Source organism: Pseudomonas sp. TMW22091, assembly GCF_022496705.1.
In the GTDB taxonomy this organism is placed as follows: domain Bacteria; phylum Pseudomonadota; class Gammaproteobacteria; order Pseudomonadales; family Pseudomonadaceae; genus Aquipseudomonas; species Aquipseudomonas saxonica.
The window spans coordinates 412899-427694 of sequence record NZ_SCFI01000002.1; the positions used below are offsets into that span (position 1 = coordinate 412899).

A 14796-nucleotide genomic window follows, 5' to 3' on the forward strand; every position below is an offset into this window, starting at 1 on the left:
CCTTTGGCTCAGACGCCTGCTCGTCGCGCTTCAAATCTTCTCTCGATGCCAGCGATGATGGCCCGTCCTGACCGCCAACCCCTGAAGTGGCTGCGCGACCGCTTGTGGGCTGAGGCATTAAAACCGTTCAGCTGCATGAAATCGGCGCGCCGTGATTGCTCTGTTATACTCCGGGTTTTCCGCCAGGCTTACGCCCGGCCGCTCGTCCTTGTACAAGGCATTCAACCTCCCGTTACGGCGCAGCTTACAGCCAGCGCGAGCGGCATGAATGGGCCTTCAGGACTGGAGCAGGACCGGACGGGATTGCGTCACCTTAAACGCGATTCACGCCAGGCAAGACTATCCCTTTGGGCCAAGCCCTAACTAGAACAGGATTTCTCATGTCCTTTGCTTCCCTCGGTCTCTCCGAGGCTTTAGTCCGTGCCATTGAAGCTGCGGGCTACACCGAGCCTACTCCGGTGCAACAGCGGGCCATTCCCGCCGTGTTGCAAGGTCGCGATTTGATGGTTGCGGCTCAGACAGGTACAGGCAAGACAGGCGGTTTCGCGCTTCCTATCCTGGAAAAGCTGTTTCCCAACGGCCACCCCGACAAATCCCAACGCCACGGCCCACGCCAACCCCGCGTGCTGGTCCTGACCCCGACTCGCGAACTCGCCGCCCAAGTGCACGAAAGCTTCAAGCTTTATGCCCGCGACTTGAAGTTCGTCAGTGCGTGCGTCTTCGGCGGTGTGGGTACCAACCCGCAAGTTCAAGCGCTGTCGCGCGGTGTTGACGTACTGGTTGCCTGCCCGGGTCGATTGCTCGACCTGGCCGGTCAAGGCAGTGTTGACCTGTCCCACGTTGAAATTCTGGTGCTTGATGAAGCCGACCGGATGCTCGACATGGGCTTTGTCCATGACGTGAAAAAAGTACTTGCGCGTCTGCCTGCCAAACGCCAAAACCTGCTGTTTTCGGCGACGTTCTCCAAGGACATCACCGACCTGGCCGGCAAGTTGCTGCGCAACCCGGAACGTATTGAAGTTACCCCGCCGAACACCACGGTTGAGCGTATCGAGCAGCGTGTTTTCCGCCTGCCGGCCACTCACAAGCGCGCCCTGTTGGCTCACTTGATCACCGCAGGTGCCTGGGAACAGGTGCTGGTTTTCACCCGTACCAAGCACGGCGCAAACCGTTTGGCCGAGTACCTGGACAAACACGGCCTGAGCGCTGTGGCCATCCACGGTAACAAGAGCCAGAACGCTCGTACCAAAGCACTGGCCGACTTTAAAGCAGGTTCGGTACGCATTCTGGTAGCCACTGATATTGCAGCGCGCGGTCTGGACATCGACCAACTGCCGCACGTGGTTAACTTCGAACTGCCCAATGTTGACGAAGATTACGTTCACCGTATCGGTCGTACGGGCCGTGCCGGTCGTTCCGGTGAAGCGATCTCGCTGGTTGCTCCGGACGAAGAAAAACTGCTTAAAAGCATTGAGCGCATGACCAAGCAGAAAATCGCCGATGGCGACCTGATGGGTTTTGACTCAAGCGCTGTTGAAGCTGAGAAGCCTGAAGTGCGTGAGCGTCCGGATGTGCGTAACCCGCGCAACGCGCCACGCGGCCCGCGTGGTGATGGCCCGGGTAACGGCGGCGGTGGTGGTCGTAAAGACAAAGGCAAGGACAAAGGCAAAGAAAAGCCTGCCGCAGCCCGTGGTGAGCGCCCGGCGCGTGAGCAAAAGCCTCGTGAAGCGCAGCCAGCTCGTGAGCAGCGCCAGCCGACGCCTCGTTCAGATGCCAATCGTGCGCCGGACGAGTTCCGTGATGACGACGTGGATAACTTTGGTAACCGCGCTGATTACGTCAGCCCTTACCAGAACAAGAACAATCAGAGCCGTGGTCGCCGTCCAGGCGCTCCGGCAGCGGCTACGGGTTCTGCACCTGCCCGTACGGGTGGCGCTTCGCAAGGCCGCCAGAATGGCCCGCGCACTGGCACTGGCGCCAGCACGGGTACACCGCCTGCCAAGCGCAGCGGCCCGCGTAGCGGCGCTCCGCGTGACGGTCAGGCCCGTCGCGATAATCGTCCGGCCCGCGATGATTCACGTCAAGAGCCAGCGGTGAAGGGGCCTCGTGAGAATCAGCCGAAGATCATGCACAAAGAGTCCAAGAGCGATCGCTTTCTGACCCCGGAGCAACTCGATCAACTGCCGAACCGTCCACGTGGTGAAAAGCCAGCGTTGCTGACTCGTAATCGCTGAGTGAGTAGTGCTTGAAAAGCACCCTCACCCCAACCCTCTCCCTTTGGGAGAGGGCTAGGGTGAGGGGCTTTTGATCCGCACACAAAAACGCCCCGGCTTTCACAAGCCGGGGCGTTTTTTGTGGGCCATCTAAAAGGGTTATTACTTGGCTTTCACGCCTTCCAGCGAGATGTCCAGGTCCAGGGTCTGAGAAGTCGGACCAGGGCCTTTGATGCCAAAGTCATTCAGGTTGAGGGTAGTGGTTGCGTTGAAGCCTGCACGCTCGCCGCCCCACGGATCCTTGCCTTCACCGTTGAATGTCGCTTTGAACGTGACCGGTTTGGTCACGCCGTGCAACGTCAGATCACCTGTTACATCAGCTGTTTTCTCGCCCGTTGGCACAACCTTGGTCGACACAAACTTGGCGTCCGCGTATTTGTCGACGTTCAGGAAATCCTTGCTGGCGATGTGCTTGTCACGCTCAGCGTGGTTGGAGAACAGGCTGGCTGTTTTCACGGTTACGTCAATTTTGCTGTCAGCAGGCTTGGCCGCATCCCACGAGAACGTACCGGTCCAGTCCTTGAATGTACCGTGTATAAAGCTGTAACCCAGGTGGCTGATTTTCCAGTCGATAAAGGCGTGCTGGCCTTCTTTGTCGATGGTGTAGTCAGCGGCCATAACCTGGCCAGCGGTCAGCAGTGCAGTACCGAGTGCCAGTGCAGCGAGCGTCTTTTTCAACATGCGTTCCATTCCTTTTGAATTGAGGTTGAACATCAGGCTTTGCGACCCAGCATGCGGGTCAGGGTCACATCACGATCGATAAAGTGGTGTTTCAACGCAGCCAGACCATGCAAACCGGCGAAAATCACCACGGTCCAGGCCAGCCACAGGTGTACAACGCCGGCAACATCAGCCTGATCGGGCAGGTTGGAGATCAGTGCCGGTACTTCAAACAAACCGAAAACAGGAATACCAACGCCTTCGGCTGTTGAGATCAAATATCCCGCAATCATTAGGGCAAACAAGCTGAGGTACAGAAACGCGTGGCCAAACTTGGCGCCTATACGGGTCGCACGACTGTAGCTTTCAAGCGCTGGCGGCGCCGGGCTGATGAAACGCCATACAACGCGGATCAGCATCACGGCCAGTAACGTCAGGCCAATGCTTTTATGCAGGTCAGGTGCTTCCTTGCGCCACGGGTCGTAGTAGTCCAGGCCGACCATCCACAAGCCCAATGCGAACAACCCGAACACCGCCAATGCAACAGACCAGTGCAGGACAATACTGACGGCACCATAGCGAGAAGAAGAGTTACGTAGCTGCATTGCCAACATCCTGTGGGAACTTGAGCCTAAGACTAATGATTTACCTATCGAAAGAAAGCGCATTTTTTTGCTGCAAGGTATCGATAAATACGATCTGGAGACTGAGAGTCAAACGTTAAGCAAATGTTAAGTGTTTTTATGTCGCTCTTTTATGCCCGTGAGCGTCTCTAAGTACAACCCCAAGTCGGGTTTAAGCGTAATGGGTTGTTACAAGCCTGCGCATTGCTTAGGCTTGCGAGCTTGTTTGCCCGCACACGCCGGGAGCCACCGCCAGGAGAGTGAAAATGGGCCTCAATAATCAGTGGATGCAGCGCGACCTTGCCGTGTTATGGCACCCCTGCACCCAAATGAAAGATCACGAGCAGCTGCCGTTAATCCCGATCAAGCGCGGCGAAGGCGTGTGGCTGGAAGACTTCGAAGGCAAGCGTTATCTGGATGCCGTGAGCTCCTGGTGGGTTAACGTTTTTGGCCACGCCAACCCGCGTATCAATCAGCGCATCAAGGATCAGGTCGATCAACTGGAGCACGTGATCCTTGCCGGTTTCAGTCATCAACCTGTGATTGAATTGTCCGAGCGACTGGTCAAGATGACGCCCGAAGGGCTCACGCGCTGCTTCTATGCCGACAATGGTTCGTCGTGCATCGAAGTCTCATTGAAGATGAGCTTTCACTACTGGCTCAATCGCGGTCAGCCAAATAAAAAGCGCTTCGTGACCCTGACCAATAGCTACCACGGTGAAACCATGGCGGCGATGGCAGTGGGTGATGTGCCGCTGTTCACCGAAACCTACAAAGCGTTGCTACTCGACACGATCAAAGTGCCTAGCCCGGATTGCTACTTGCGCCCCGAAGGTGTGAGTTGGGAAGAGCACTCGCGCACGATGTTTCTGGCGATGGAACAAACCCTGGCCGAGCATCACGACAGTGTCGCGGCAGTGATTGTCGAACCGCTGATTCAGGGCGCCGGTGGCATGCGCATGTATCACCCGGTTTACCTCACGTTGCTGCGTGAAGCCTGTGACCGTTATGGCGTGCACCTGATTCTTGACGAAATAGCAGTCGGCTTCGGCCGTACCGGAACGATGTTCGCCTGTGAGCAGGCAGGCATTACGCCGGACTTCCTGTGTTTGTCCAAAGCGTTGACAGGCGGCTATTTGCCCTTGGCCGCCTGCGTCACGACAGAGGACGTCTACAGCGCGTTCTACGACGACTACCCGACCTTGCGCGCCTTCCTGCATTCTCACAGCTATACGGGTAACCCGCTGGCGTGCGCAGCGGCGTTGGCCACCCTGGATATTTTCGAAGAAGACAACGTCATCGAGAACAACAAGGCCCTGGCTCAACGTATGGCCAGCGCCACCGCGCATCTGGCGGACCATGCCCATGTTTCGGAAGTGCGCCAGACTGGCATGGTGCTGGCCATAGAAATGGTTCAGGACAAGGCCACTAAAACGGCTTATCCGTGGCAGGAACGACGGGGTCTGAAGGTGTTCGAGCACGCGTTGAAACGAGGCGCTTTGCTGCGGCCGCTGGGCAGCGTGGTGTATTTCTTGCCGCCTTACGTGATCACCCCGGAACAGATAGACTTTCTGGCCGAAGTGGCCAGCGAAGGCATTGATATTGCGACCCGTAGCGACATCAGCGTGGCCGTGCCGGCGAATTTCCACCCTGACTTCCGCGACCCCGGCTAAAGACACAAACCCTGTGGCCGCTGCCGCAGGCTGCGATGGGCGGCGCAGCAGACCTGCTTTAAGGTCTTTGTTGCAGCCCTCGGCAGCCGCTACACATAGCCCTATTCAGAGAATTTAAATGAGACTGTCCCGCTTTTTTATCGATGCGCCTTTGAGCATCGGTGAACATGAATTGCCTGAAGCACAGGCGCATTACATTGGCCGCGTCCTGCGCATGGCCGAGGGCGATGCCCTGCAAGTGTTCGACGGCTCGGGCCATGAGTTCTCAGGGCATTTGCTGGAAGTCGGCAAAAAACGCGTCCGCGTGCTGCTCGACGCCACTTTCGCCGGACAAGTCGAGTCACCTTTGGCAATCCATCTGGGGCAGGGGTTGTCCCGGGGCGAGCGCATGGACTGGGCAATTCAGAAAGCCACCGAACTGGGCGTGAACGAAATCACCCCAATCATGAGCGAGCGTTGCGAGGTCAGGCTTAAGGATGAGCGGGCTGACAAGCGCCTGGCACATTGGCGCCAAGTGGCGATCAGCGCCTGCGAACAATGCGGCCGTTCGCGTGTGCCGGTCATTCATCCGCCCGTATTGCTGGCTGACTGGATCAAAACCACGGACGCTGAACTCAAGCTGGTGTTGCATCCCGTTTCCGAGCCTTTGGCCAGTCACGCCAAGCCCGCACGTCTGGCGTTTTTGATCGGCCCCGAAGGCGGGCTGACCGATAAAGAAATTGATCAGGCCCAAGGCGCCGGGTTCCAGCCTGCACGACTTGGCCCACGGGTCTTGCGTACTGAAACCGCACCGGTTGTGGCCCTGGCGGTAGCCCAGCAGCTGTGGGGTGATTTTTAAGCCGGCAGCATCGCCGAAAAGTGCATCCGAAATTGCTGTGGCGAAACGCCCACGCGGCGCATAAATACACTGCGCATGTGGTGGGCATCGCGAAACCCGCATTCATAGGCCACAGTTTTAAGTGCCATCGAGGTGCTTTCGAGTCGCACGCGTGCGGCATCCACCCGTGCGCCCTCCACGAATTGCGCCGGGGTGACTCCGGCCTCTCGGGCGAACACCCGGCTAAAATTCCGCGGGCTCATCATGGCCGCTTCAGCCAGCTCGTTGATGCTCAGGTCTGCGCGCAGGTTTGCTAAAACATGCTGCTGCACTTTCGCCACTGGCGAACCCGCCTCGTTAGCGTTGGTCAGAAACGGGCTGAACTGTGATTGCCCGCCTGAGCGCTGGGTAAACACCACTAGCCGCTTTGCCACATTGAGCGCTACATGTGGGCCGTTATCCTGACTCAGCAGGTACAGAGACAGATCAATCCCCGCGGTCACACCCGCCGAGGTGTAGAGGTTGTCGTCTTGCACAAACAGTCGATCCGCATCCAGTTGTGCACTGGGGCACAGGCTGGCGAGGGCAGCCGCATCGCTCCAGTGCGTAGTGACCCGCCGCCCCTCCAGCAGTCCGGCCCGCGCCAGTAAAAATGCACCGTTGCAGATCGAACCAAAGCGTCGGGAGTGACGGCATATTGAGTGCAGCCATGTGTTGAATGCCGGGCCGAAATCCTTAGTGGGCAAAGTGGGTCCGCCTGCGCATAACACCAGATCATAAGACGGACTGGCTTGAGAAAAATGCCGGTGAGCCTGGATGACTAACCCGTTGGAGCACGTCAGCAAGCCGGTATGCAATCCCAGTACCTCAACCTCATAGCGCATTTGCGGGGCCAGAAAGGCATTTGCCTCGGCAAATACATCCATAGGGCCGGTCACATCCAGTGCCTGCACGCCGGGGAAAACAATCAACGCTACAGTCTGTGTCATCGGGTTTGCCGTCAGGGTGATAGAAGATGAAATACCGCAGAGGGTGGTAACCGGCAAGCGTGCCTGGCGAGATGGCCGTGTCTGCACCCTGAATGGCACGAATCGCCCTTTCAGTATGATTGTTGCCAGCCGGGCCTGTGCGCACACTGAAGATACCAGCGCCACCCTAGCGCTTGATCGAGGAGATCGCCATGAGTCATACCATTGCAGGCATCGTCATTCCGGACAGCGCCTTGGCTAAAGCCACCACCGAATACATCCGCGACGTTGAATCAGACTTGCTCTATCACCACTCGCGCCGGGTGTTTTTATTCGGCGCACTGAGCGGTCAGCGCAAGCAACTGGCCTACGACCCTGAACTGCTTTACGTGGGGGCCATGTTTCACGACTTGGGGCTGGTTGAGGGGCATCGCACGCAGAACGAACGCTTCGAAGTCGACAGTGCCAACAGCGCTAAAGCCTTTATGCGGCCATTTGGTTTGAGTGACGATGATGTCGAGCAGGTGTGGTTGGCTATCGCTTTGCACACGACGCCCGGTGTGCCACATCATTTGCGGCCGAACGTGGCGCTGGTGACGGCTGGGGTAGAAATGGACGTGCTGGGTATCAACTATGGGGCGTTTGCAGCAGAGCAGCGCGAGGCCGTGGTGCATGCCCACCCACGTGGCGAGGGCTTCAAGGAATGCATTTTGTGTGCGTTTGCCGACGGCTTCAAAGACCGTCCCGATACCACTTTTGGCACCGTTAACGCCGATGTTCTGGTGGATAAGGACCCGACCTTTAAACCGCTGAACTTTGTCGACATCATTCGCACTTCACCTTGGGTGTCATGAGTGGGCTTCTACTTATTCAAGGCCCGTTTGTCGTTCAGTTGTTTCGGCCGGGTAGGCGTCTATTGACTTGTCAGTGACTGAAACTACGATGGGATATACACGAAACATATCCCTGAGGTGAGTCATGGAGCAAGGTTCAGTGTTTCACAATAATCGCAGCCAGGCCGTTCGTTTGCCTAAAGCAGCGGCATTGCCCGATGATGTCAAACGCGTGGATATTGTCGCCATTGGCCGAGCGCGAATCATTACTCCTGCGGGTGAGTCGTGGGACAGTTGGTTTGAAGGTGAAGGGGTAACGGATGACTTTATGGTGCATCGCGAACAGCCCGATGATCAAAATCGGGAAGATTTTTGATGCTCAAATTCATGCTTGATACCAATATTTGTATTTTCACCATCAAGAACCGTCCCGAGTCTGTACGCAGGGCTTTCACTGCACATCACGGTCAGTTGTGCATCAGCACGGTAACGTTGATGGAATTGATCTACGGTGCAGAAAAGTCATCCAGTCCTCAGCGAAACCTGACTGTCATTGAATCTTTTGCTGCGCGGCTGGAGGTCTTGAATTACGATCAGGACGCTGCTGTTCATACGGGCCAACTTCGCGCCGAGTTGGCCCTTTCAGGCAAACCGATAGGTCCCTATGACCAGATGATTGCCGGACATGCAAGATCGCAGGGCCTCATCTTGGTCACTAATAACTCCCGCGAATTTGAGCGCGTCCCCGGTTTACGCATCGACGATTGGGTCTGAACCTTACTGCACCGGATCACTCACCGGCTTGGCAATGATCTGCTTCAGCTCGGCGGTCATCGGAAACTCCAGGTTCAGGCCGTTGGGCGGGATGGGCTGTTCGAACCAGCGCTGGTAGATACTGTTGATTTCACCGGACTGATACAAATCGGCCAGCGTTTTGTTGACCACGGCCAGTAACTGCGGGTCGTCTTTGCGCACCATGCAGCTGTAGATTTCACGTGATTGCTCAGCCCCGACCACGTTCCAGTTGTGTGGGTCGCGGGCTTTGGCGCGTTCACCGTAGAGCAGCGCGTCGTCCATGTAGAACGCTGCGGCACGGCCGGTTTCAAGCATCTTGAACGCTTCGCCGTGATCCTTGGCGCTGATGACGTTCATGTCCATTTTGTTGTCTGCGCTGTAACTCTTGATAAAGCGCTCATTGGTGGTGCCTGCGGTGGTCACGACGTTTTTGCCGCGCAAATCATCAAAGCCTTTGATGCCGCTGTCTTTGGCGGTCAGTAGCTGACCTTTGACGTAAATAAAACCGTAGGAAAACGCCACCTGCTTCTGTCGCTCGGCGGTCACACCGGTTGAGCCGCATTCAAGGTCAACGGTGCCGTTTTGCACCAATGGAATGCGCGTCTGGGAGGTCACCAGGTTGTATTTGACCTTCAGCGGCTGGCCGCCCACCTGTTGCTGAATGCGCTCGACGATTTTGTTCGCCAGTTCCACGGAGTAGCCCATTGGTTTGCCACTGTTATCGCCTACGTACGAAAACGGCACTGACGCATCGCGATAACCCAAGGTAATAGACCCTGAGTCGGCGATCTTTTTCAGTGTGCCCTCTAAAGGGGCTTCGTTGGCCTGAGCGGCCTGGCTGAATAACAGGCCGAGCGTGCAACTGATCACAGTCAGCTTTTTCATTGTTGTATCCCCCTAAAAAGATTAACGACGAACAGCAATCACACTGATTTCTACCAATACCTGAGGTCGCGCCAGCTCAGCTTGCACGGTGGTGCGGGTGGGCGCTTTGCCGTCCGATAGCCAGGCCGACCAGACGGCATTCATGGCGGCAAAGTCGCGTCCTATGTCTTGCAGATAAATAGTGGCGTTAAGAATATGGTCTTTATCGCTGCCCGTTTCAGCCAGCAAGGCGTCGATCTTGCTCAGCACCTCTTGCGTCTGTGCGGTGATGTCCTCGCTGTGTGTCGGCACTTGGCCAGACAGAAATACCAGCGCCTCGAACGTTGCGGCTGCGCTCAACCGCTCATTGCTGTTGATACGTTGAATCGTCATGGAGCCTTCCTTTTTATTCAGCGTGGCATCGTCAGGCGGCATAGGGCGCCAAGCCTTGTAGGTCGATGGATGTTTTAGTCCGGGCAATCAGTTCACTCAGCAAGCGTGCGCTGCCACAGGCAAGGGTGAAGCCCAAGGCACCGTGGCCCAGATTGAGCCACAGGTTGCGGTAACCGCTGGCACCGAGAATGGGCACTCCGGTAGGGGTTGCAGGGCGCATGCCAGCCCATTCGATCGCGTCGTGATAATTTCCCGCATCGGGGAATGTGCTGGCGGCCAATTGGCGCATCTGAGCCAGACGTTTAGGGTCCGGGGAGGGATCGAAACCGACAATGTCCACCATCGCCGCGATGCGCAATTGCTCGCCAATGCGGGCATAAACAATTTTTCGATCGTAGTCGGTGATGCTCACCTGCGGTGCTTTTTGCGGGTCGCTACGCGCCAGCGTGAGGCTATAGCCTTTGAGTGGGTACAGCGCCAGATTCAAGCCCGGCAAGCGCAGAGCCGGGCTGTTGTGCCCCGCCGCCAGCACCAGTTGGTCGACAGCCAGAACGTCATTGCCCATTTCCACGGCTTGCACGGCACCGTTTGCGTGGTGAATACGGGTCACGGTCTTACCCAGCAAAAACGTGCAACGGCCACTGGCCTGTAAACGGGTGGTCAGTTGTTGGCAGAAGGCATGGCAATCACCTACTTCTTCGCTGGGGGTGTAGATACCCCCGACAAACGCGGAGCCTTGCAGGCCGGGCTCCAGGCGGGCGCACTCACTGGCGCTTAAGGGCTGCTGAAATGAGCTGTGGATGACTTTTTTGCGGGCTTTGTCGAAGTTCGCCTGCTCCCGGAATGCCACCAGCTTGCCGTTACGTTGCCAAGCAAAGCCGTCCAGATGATCGTCCTCACGCCATTGTTGCATCGTGGCCTGACTGAGCAGCGCCAAACGCAGCAGATGTGCGCCATTGCGTTGATTGACCGACCCTCGGCACGCCGCCATAAACGACGCCAGCCAGCGCCATTGAGCCGGGTCCATGCGCGGACGAAGCTTGAGGGGTGAATCACCGCGCAGCATCCAGCCCATCGCTTGCCAAGGCACCCCAGCATCGGCCAGAGGGGCGACATAGCGATAAGACAACTGGCCGCCGTTGGCGAAGCTGGTCTGGCTGCCCAAGGTGGGTTGAGCTTCTATCACGCTCACCTCGAACCCGTCGCGCACCAAGGCGTACGCTGTTGCCAGTCCGATTACGCCGCCGCCTATGATGCAAACCCGCTGTGTCATGTCTGTCCCTTACCCCTGTTGAGCGGGCTTCAGGTTAGGGGCAGGTGACAGGCGCCGAACAATGAATAAAGATGGCTCTCCCATAAACAAAGGTTATGGACTGCCGCCATGCGCTTGCGTCATATCGAAGTGTTTCAAGCGATTCGCCAAACCGGTTCTGTCAGTGCCGCGGCGCAGCTACTGCATGTGTCGCAGCCTGCCGTCAGTAAAGTGCTGCAGCACGCCGAGCAGCGATTGGGTTTTGCCTTGTTTTTAAGGGTGCGTGGCAAGCTGCAGCCAACACCCGAAGCACTACTGCTGGAACGCGAAGTCAACAAAGTGACCGAAAGCCTGCAGGGCGTTCAGCGGCTGGCAGAAAGTTTGCGCCGAGCGCCGGGGCACCGCCTGCGCATCGGCAGCACCCCGGCTTTGGCCTTGTCGCTGATGCCTCCGGTGATCAGCGAGTGGACGCAGCGCTATCCCGACATCCGCTGTGAGTTGGCCAGCGCCCACACACGAGAGCTGATTCAGAACCTGCTGATGCGCGAACTGGACGTGGCGCTGACCTTCAAGTTGCCTGACCATCCCGGCCTCAAGGCGCAGGCACTGGCCCACGGTGTGCTGGTGGCGCTGGCACCACGCGGGTTCTGGCCGGATGAAAGTGAGGGAGTACCGCTGGCGCTGGAACAACTGGCTGATGCGCCACTGATTGGCCTGAGCAGTGCCGACCCGCTGTTTGCGCATCTGGACAGCTACCTCAAGAACATTGAACCGCCGCCGCGTATCAGCATTGCGGTGCAGACGTATTCATTAGCGCGGGCGATGGTGGAAGCAGGGGCGGGATTGACGGTGATTGATCCGTTTACCGCGTTGGGCGCGTCACGGGCGAGCACCTTGATTCGGCCCTTGAGCCCGGCGCTGCCAATTACGTTGTATGCGCTGACCCGAGCCGATGAAGCCCCGGCGCATACCCTTGAGGGGTTGCTGCAACTGTTTGCTGAGCGGGCCAGCGAACAGTTGCAGCAGCTTTAGCGTGAGGTGTCGCCGCTGCTGAACGCTGCGGCTACGGGTTAACTCACTTCGGCAAGGCGTACACCACCACTTGATCGCCTACTTGATCTTTCATGATCGAGTTGCCGCCTGCCACAAACGCCACGTATTGACGGCCTTTGTATTCATACACGGCCGGGTTGGCGACAGCGGGAGCCATGACTATGTCAGACCACAGTTCTTTGCCGTCCTCCAGTGAGTAGGCGCGCACTTTGGCGTCCATCGATGCTCCGATAAATACCACACCACCCGCCGTCACAGCAGGGCCACCAATGGTAGGTGAACCCATGTCTTCAGGCATGTACCAGCCCCACTGCTGCACAGCACCCATCGGACGACGCCATTTCACATCACCGGTGTGCATGTCGAGTGCCACCAGTTCACCGAATGGCGGTGCCCAGCACGGCATACCCGCCCAGTTCTGCGCGTTGAGCAAGCTCATGCCGTAAGGCGCGCCGATTTGTGGGTAGAAGCCGTTCTCGTTGCCCGCTTCTTTAGGTTGCGCATCGTAAGCGGCACGGTCCCACAGCTTGATCATCTGCACGATGTGCGAGGTGTTGACGATGGCTACCTGGCTGACCGGGTCAAACGCTACACCGCCCCATTGCACGCCACCGGCGCTGTCTGGATACGCCAGTACGCCATTGCCTTTTGTTGAAGGTGGCGAGTACATGCCGTTGTATTCCAGGCCGTCCCACATTTTCGAGCACTGGCCAAAACCGACGATGTCAGCAATTTTCCAGATAGCAGGTTTTTTGGACTGGTCGAGCAACGGTGCAGGCTTGGTCGGGAACGGTTGGGTCGGTGAATACACCTCGCCTTGCGCATCGCCTTGCGGTACCGGGCGCTCTTCAATCGGCCACACGTCTTCGCCGGTACGGCGGTCAACCGTAAACAGGAAGCCCATTTTGGTCGCTTGCATCAGCGCGGGAACAGGTTTGCCATTGACGGTGATGTCCATCAGCGTCGGGGCGGAGTTGATGTCGTAGTCCCACAAATCGTGGTGAACCCACTGACGAGACCACACCACTTTACCGGTATTGATATCCAGTGCGGTTGTGGAAGTACCTAGTGGAATTGGCTGAGTACGATTGCCGCCCCAATAGTTGGGTGAAGGCGAGGACACGGGGATGTACAGCAAGCCCAGTGCAGGGTCATAGGACATTGCGGTCCAGATGTTGGCCGTTCCGGTTTTGCCTGCTTCCGAGTCCGGAATCGGTTTGAATTCCCATTCCAGCTCGCCCGTACGGGCATTCAGGGCAAACAGTGAACCCGGCGATTCGACTTCGTATTCCCAGTCTTTACCGGCCCAGCCGACAATCAGCTTGTCGCCGATGACAGTCGGTGGTTGCAGTTGCGACAGTGGCCATTTGGCGTTGACCTTGTTCCATTGGTTGACGTCCACCACACCGTTTTTGCCGAAGCCTTCGCAAGGCTTACCGGTGTCGGCGTCTACCGCATAGAGTTGCGCGGTCATGTTGCCCAGATAAACCATCTTTTGGCAGGCCACACCTGGCTGCGGGTTTTTTTCCTGCCAATAAGAAACACCGCGAGATTTCAGCGCGGGCTGTGTTTCAGCGACCAACTGTGACTTGGTGTCGTAGGTCCATTTCTCTTTGCCGGTCTCCGGTTCAAGGGCAATGATCCGGTAAAAAGGCGTGCCGACGTACAGCGTGTCGTTGGCAAAAATAGGGGTGGCGGACCACACCGATGGCGGAATTTTACCCGTGCCCGATGACATGTCACCGGTGAAATACTGCCAGACCTTGGTCAGTTTACCGACGTTGTCCTTGTTGATTTGGGTCAGGGGGGAGTACTTCTGCGCGCTCAACTGGCCGTGAAAACTGTCCCACTCTTTGCCTGAAGGCAGCGGGATTTTGGCCTCTTCGGCAGAGATGTTGGCGGGTGCCAACAAGGGCGGCGGCACCGTGTAGGTGTCTTGTGCGTAGGCATTGGACAGTCCTGCCAGCGCACACAGCGCCGGGGCGGCCAACAGATGCTTTTTGATCCTGTTCATATCACGCGCTCCTTGTTGGCTTGCCGCCAAACGTTTCGATGACGACACCCACAGCGCAGATGGCCAGTACCACGGCCGTCAACCAGCCGTGCAGCAGGCACACGGCAATGAACGTACCGATCACCCCGACCCAGCTTAAAAACAGCCAGAAACAGCGCAACCCTCCAGGTTTGGTCTGCACCAGCAGTACGCCTAAAAGAAACATCACAAACTCGGCAAACATGGCGACCATCGCGCCTCCGGAGTCTGTCACGCCCGACAAGGGAGTGAAAAATCGCCAAGCGGTGATGGCCAGAGCGACCAAGGCTGCGACGATCATGATGTAGGCACCAAGGTGGCGCCTGGGCGGTGTATAGACAGCAGAAGTACTCATCCCTTTCCCCTTTCCATGTCATGCCTCAAGGCATCAGGAAATTCAGTGTAGTCAACACACTAAAAAGTGGTGGGTGAGTCTGGAAAACTGAGCAGGGATTTTTGGCTGTTGCTGGTCAGAGGGGAGTACGAGTCATCTTAGTCGCTGACCAGGAACGAAGGCTGCGATCGGCCGCGAAGCCGCCTTAGAACCTGGCACATCCAAG

15 protein-coding genes are annotated in these 14796 nt (G+C 57.4%); 7 read left to right on the plus strand and 8 right to left on the minus strand.

All coding sequences use genetic code 11. The features are described from left to right. Positions 1 to 380 precede the first annotated feature (380 nt). Positions 381 to 2234 carry a DEAD/DEAH box helicase gene (locus EQV93_RS05665; RefSeq protein ID WP_122785469.1) on the plus strand — a complete coding sequence of 618 codons (1854 nt, stop codon included), beginning with the start codon at positions 381 to 383 and terminating at the stop codon, positions 2232 to 2234. A 141-nt stretch (positions 2235 to 2375) separates the two neighbouring features. Here the strand turns inward: EQV93_RS05665 and EQV93_RS05670 are convergent, their stop codons facing one another. Together EQV93_RS05670 and EQV93_RS05675 are read right to left on the minus strand one after the other, a co-directional pair. Beyond that, the gene (locus EQV93_RS05670; RefSeq protein WP_122785468.1) at positions 2376 to 2954 is read right to left on the minus strand and encodes a YceI family protein; all 579 of its coding nucleotides are present in this window, start codon (positions 2952 to 2954) and stop codon (positions 2376 to 2378) included. Between the two features lie 32 nt (positions 2955 to 2986). Beyond that, positions 2987 to 3538, minus strand: coding sequence for a cytochrome b (locus EQV93_RS05675; protein WP_146385866.1), 552 nt, complete (start codon positions 3536 to 3538; stop codon positions 2987 to 2989). 284 nt (positions 3539 to 3822) lie between these two features. Between EQV93_RS05675 and EQV93_RS05680 the strand changes: the two genes are divergently transcribed. Both EQV93_RS05680 and EQV93_RS05685 read left to right on the plus strand, forming a co-directional pair. Then, on the plus strand, positions 3823 to 5229 hold the full coding sequence (locus EQV93_RS05680) for an adenosylmethionine--8-amino-7-oxononanoate transaminase (RefSeq protein ID WP_122785466.1): 1407 nt from the start codon (positions 3823 to 3825) through the stop codon (positions 5227 to 5229). Between the two features lie 118 nt (positions 5230 to 5347). Beyond that, positions 5348 to 6067: a 16S rRNA (uracil(1498)-N(3))-methyltransferase gene (locus tag EQV93_RS05685; RefSeq protein ID WP_240891062.1), complete on the plus strand. Its 720-nt coding sequence runs from the start codon at positions 5348 to 5350 to the stop codon at positions 6065 to 6067. Here the strand turns inward: EQV93_RS05685 and EQV93_RS05690 are convergent. Further along, positions 6064 to 7035, minus strand: a complete 972-nt coding sequence (locus EQV93_RS05690; RefSeq protein WP_122785464.1) for a GlxA family transcriptional regulator — start codon at positions 7033 to 7035, stop codon at positions 6064 to 6066. The genes EQV93_RS05685 and EQV93_RS05690 overlap by 4 nt on opposite strands. A gap of 191 nt (positions 7036 to 7226) precedes the next feature. On the opposite strand from EQV93_RS05690, the gene EQV93_RS05695 reads away from it, so the two are divergent. From EQV93_RS05695 to vapC, 3 genes are all read left to right on the plus strand, one after another. Next, positions 7227 to 7868 (plus strand): HD domain-containing protein, encoded by a 642-nt coding sequence (locus EQV93_RS05695; protein ID WP_122785463.1) that lies wholly within the window; start codon positions 7227 to 7229, stop codon positions 7866 to 7868. 124 nt (positions 7869 to 7992) lie between these two features. After that, positions 7993 to 8223 (plus strand): type II toxin-antitoxin system VapB family antitoxin, encoded by a 231-nt coding sequence (gene vapB / locus EQV93_RS05700; RefSeq protein ID WP_240891063.1) that lies wholly within the window; start codon positions 7993 to 7995, stop codon positions 8221 to 8223. Further along, positions 8223 to 8621 (plus strand): type II toxin-antitoxin system tRNA(fMet)-specific endonuclease VapC, encoded by a 399-nt coding sequence (gene vapC, locus EQV93_RS05705; RefSeq protein WP_240891064.1) that lies wholly within the window; start codon positions 8223 to 8225, stop codon positions 8619 to 8621. The genes vapB and vapC overlap by 1 nt, the downstream gene beginning before the upstream one ends. Positions 8622 to 8624: 3 nt before the next feature. Here vapC and EQV93_RS05710 read toward each other — a convergent pair whose 3' ends face one another. From EQV93_RS05710 to EQV93_RS05720, 3 genes are read right to left on the minus strand one after another with little or no spacing between them, the layout of a single operon-like run. Further along, positions 8625 to 9527, minus strand: a complete 903-nt coding sequence (locus tag EQV93_RS05710; RefSeq protein ID WP_240891065.1) for a transporter substrate-binding domain-containing protein — start codon at positions 9525 to 9527, stop codon at positions 8625 to 8627. Between the two features lie 21 nt (positions 9528 to 9548). Further along, positions 9549 to 9899 (minus strand): RidA family protein, encoded by a 351-nt coding sequence (locus tag EQV93_RS05715; protein WP_122785546.1) that lies wholly within the window; start codon positions 9897 to 9899, stop codon positions 9549 to 9551. Between the two features lie 31 nt (positions 9900 to 9930). Beyond that, entirely contained in the window at positions 9931 to 11172 is a 1242-nt protein-coding gene (locus EQV93_RS05720) for a D-amino acid dehydrogenase (RefSeq protein WP_240891066.1), read from the minus strand. A 108-nt stretch (positions 11173 to 11280) separates the two neighbouring features. Between EQV93_RS05720 and EQV93_RS05725 the strand changes: the two genes are divergently transcribed. After that, complete coding sequence (locus tag EQV93_RS05725) at positions 11281 to 12183, plus strand: LysR family transcriptional regulator (RefSeq protein WP_122785458.1); 903 nt, start codon at positions 11281 to 11283, stop codon at positions 12181 to 12183. Between the two features lie 43 nt (positions 12184 to 12226). Here the strand turns inward: EQV93_RS05725 and EQV93_RS05730 are convergent, their stop codons facing one another. Together EQV93_RS05730 and EQV93_RS05735 are read right to left on the minus strand one after the other, a co-directional pair. Then, entirely contained in the window at positions 12227 to 14218 is a 1992-nt protein-coding gene (locus tag EQV93_RS05730) for a pyrroloquinoline quinone-dependent dehydrogenase (protein WP_122785457.1), read from the minus strand. Position 14219: 1 nt separating this feature from the next. Then, a complete protein-coding gene (locus EQV93_RS05735; RefSeq protein WP_122785456.1) occupies positions 14220 to 14591 on the minus strand; it encodes a hypothetical protein in 372 nt (123 codons plus the stop codon). Positions 14592 to 14796: the final 205 nt, after the last annotated feature.

What these genes read in the sequence shown, in the direction of transcription:
- EQV93_RS05675 (WP_146385866.1), bottom strand. Translation starts at nt 3,538, where the DNA reads ATGCAGCTACGTAACTCTTCTTCTCGCTATGGTGCCGTCAGTATTGTC.
- EQV93_RS05715 (WP_122785546.1), bottom strand. Translation starts at nt 9,899, where the DNA reads ATGACGATTCAACGTATCAACAGCAATGAGCGGTTGAGCGCAGCCGCA.
- EQV93_RS05680 (WP_122785466.1), top strand. Translation starts at nt 3,823, where the DNA reads ATGGGCCTCAATAATCAGTGGATGCAGCGCGACCTTGCCGTGTTATGG.
- EQV93_RS05695 (WP_122785463.1), top strand. Translation starts at nt 7,227, where the DNA reads ATGAGTCATACCATTGCAGGCATCGTCATTCCGGACAGCGCCTTGGCT.
- EQV93_RS05725 (WP_122785458.1), top strand. Translation starts at nt 11,281, where the DNA reads ATGCGCTTGCGTCATATCGAAGTGTTTCAAGCGATTCGCCAAACCGGT.
- vapB (WP_240891063.1), top strand. Translation starts at nt 7,993, where the DNA reads ATGGAGCAAGGTTCAGTGTTTCACAATAATCGCAGCCAGGCCGTTCGT.
- EQV93_RS05690 (WP_122785464.1), bottom strand. Translation starts at nt 7,035, where the DNA reads ATGACACAGACTGTAGCGTTGATTGTTTTCCCCGGCGTGCAGGCACTG.
- EQV93_RS05685 (WP_240891062.1), top strand. Translation starts at nt 5,348, where the DNA reads ATGAGACTGTCCCGCTTTTTTATCGATGCGCCTTTGAGCATCGGTGAA.
- EQV93_RS05735 (WP_122785456.1), bottom strand. Translation starts at nt 14,591, where the DNA reads ATGAGTACTTCTGCTGTCTATACACCGCCCAGGCGCCACCTTGGTGCC.
- EQV93_RS05710 (WP_240891065.1), bottom strand. Translation starts at nt 9,527, where the DNA reads ATGAAAAAGCTGACTGTGATCAGTTGCACGCTCGGCCTGTTATTCAGC.
- EQV93_RS05665 (WP_122785469.1), top strand. Translation starts at nt 381, where the DNA reads ATGTCCTTTGCTTCCCTCGGTCTCTCCGAGGCTTTAGTCCGTGCCATT.
- vapC (WP_240891064.1), top strand. Translation starts at nt 8,223, where the DNA reads ATGCTCAAATTCATGCTTGATACCAATATTTGTATTTTCACCATCAAG.
- EQV93_RS05730 (WP_122785457.1), bottom strand. Translation starts at nt 14,218, where the DNA reads ATGAACAGGATCAAAAAGCATCTGTTGGCCGCCCCGGCGCTGTGTGCG.
- EQV93_RS05720 (WP_240891066.1), bottom strand. Translation starts at nt 11,172, where the DNA reads ATGACACAGCGGGTTTGCATCATAGGCGGCGGCGTAATCGGACTGGCA.
- EQV93_RS05670 (WP_122785468.1), bottom strand. Translation starts at nt 2,954, where the DNA reads ATGTTGAAAAAGACGCTCGCTGCACTGGCACTCGGTACTGCACTGCTG.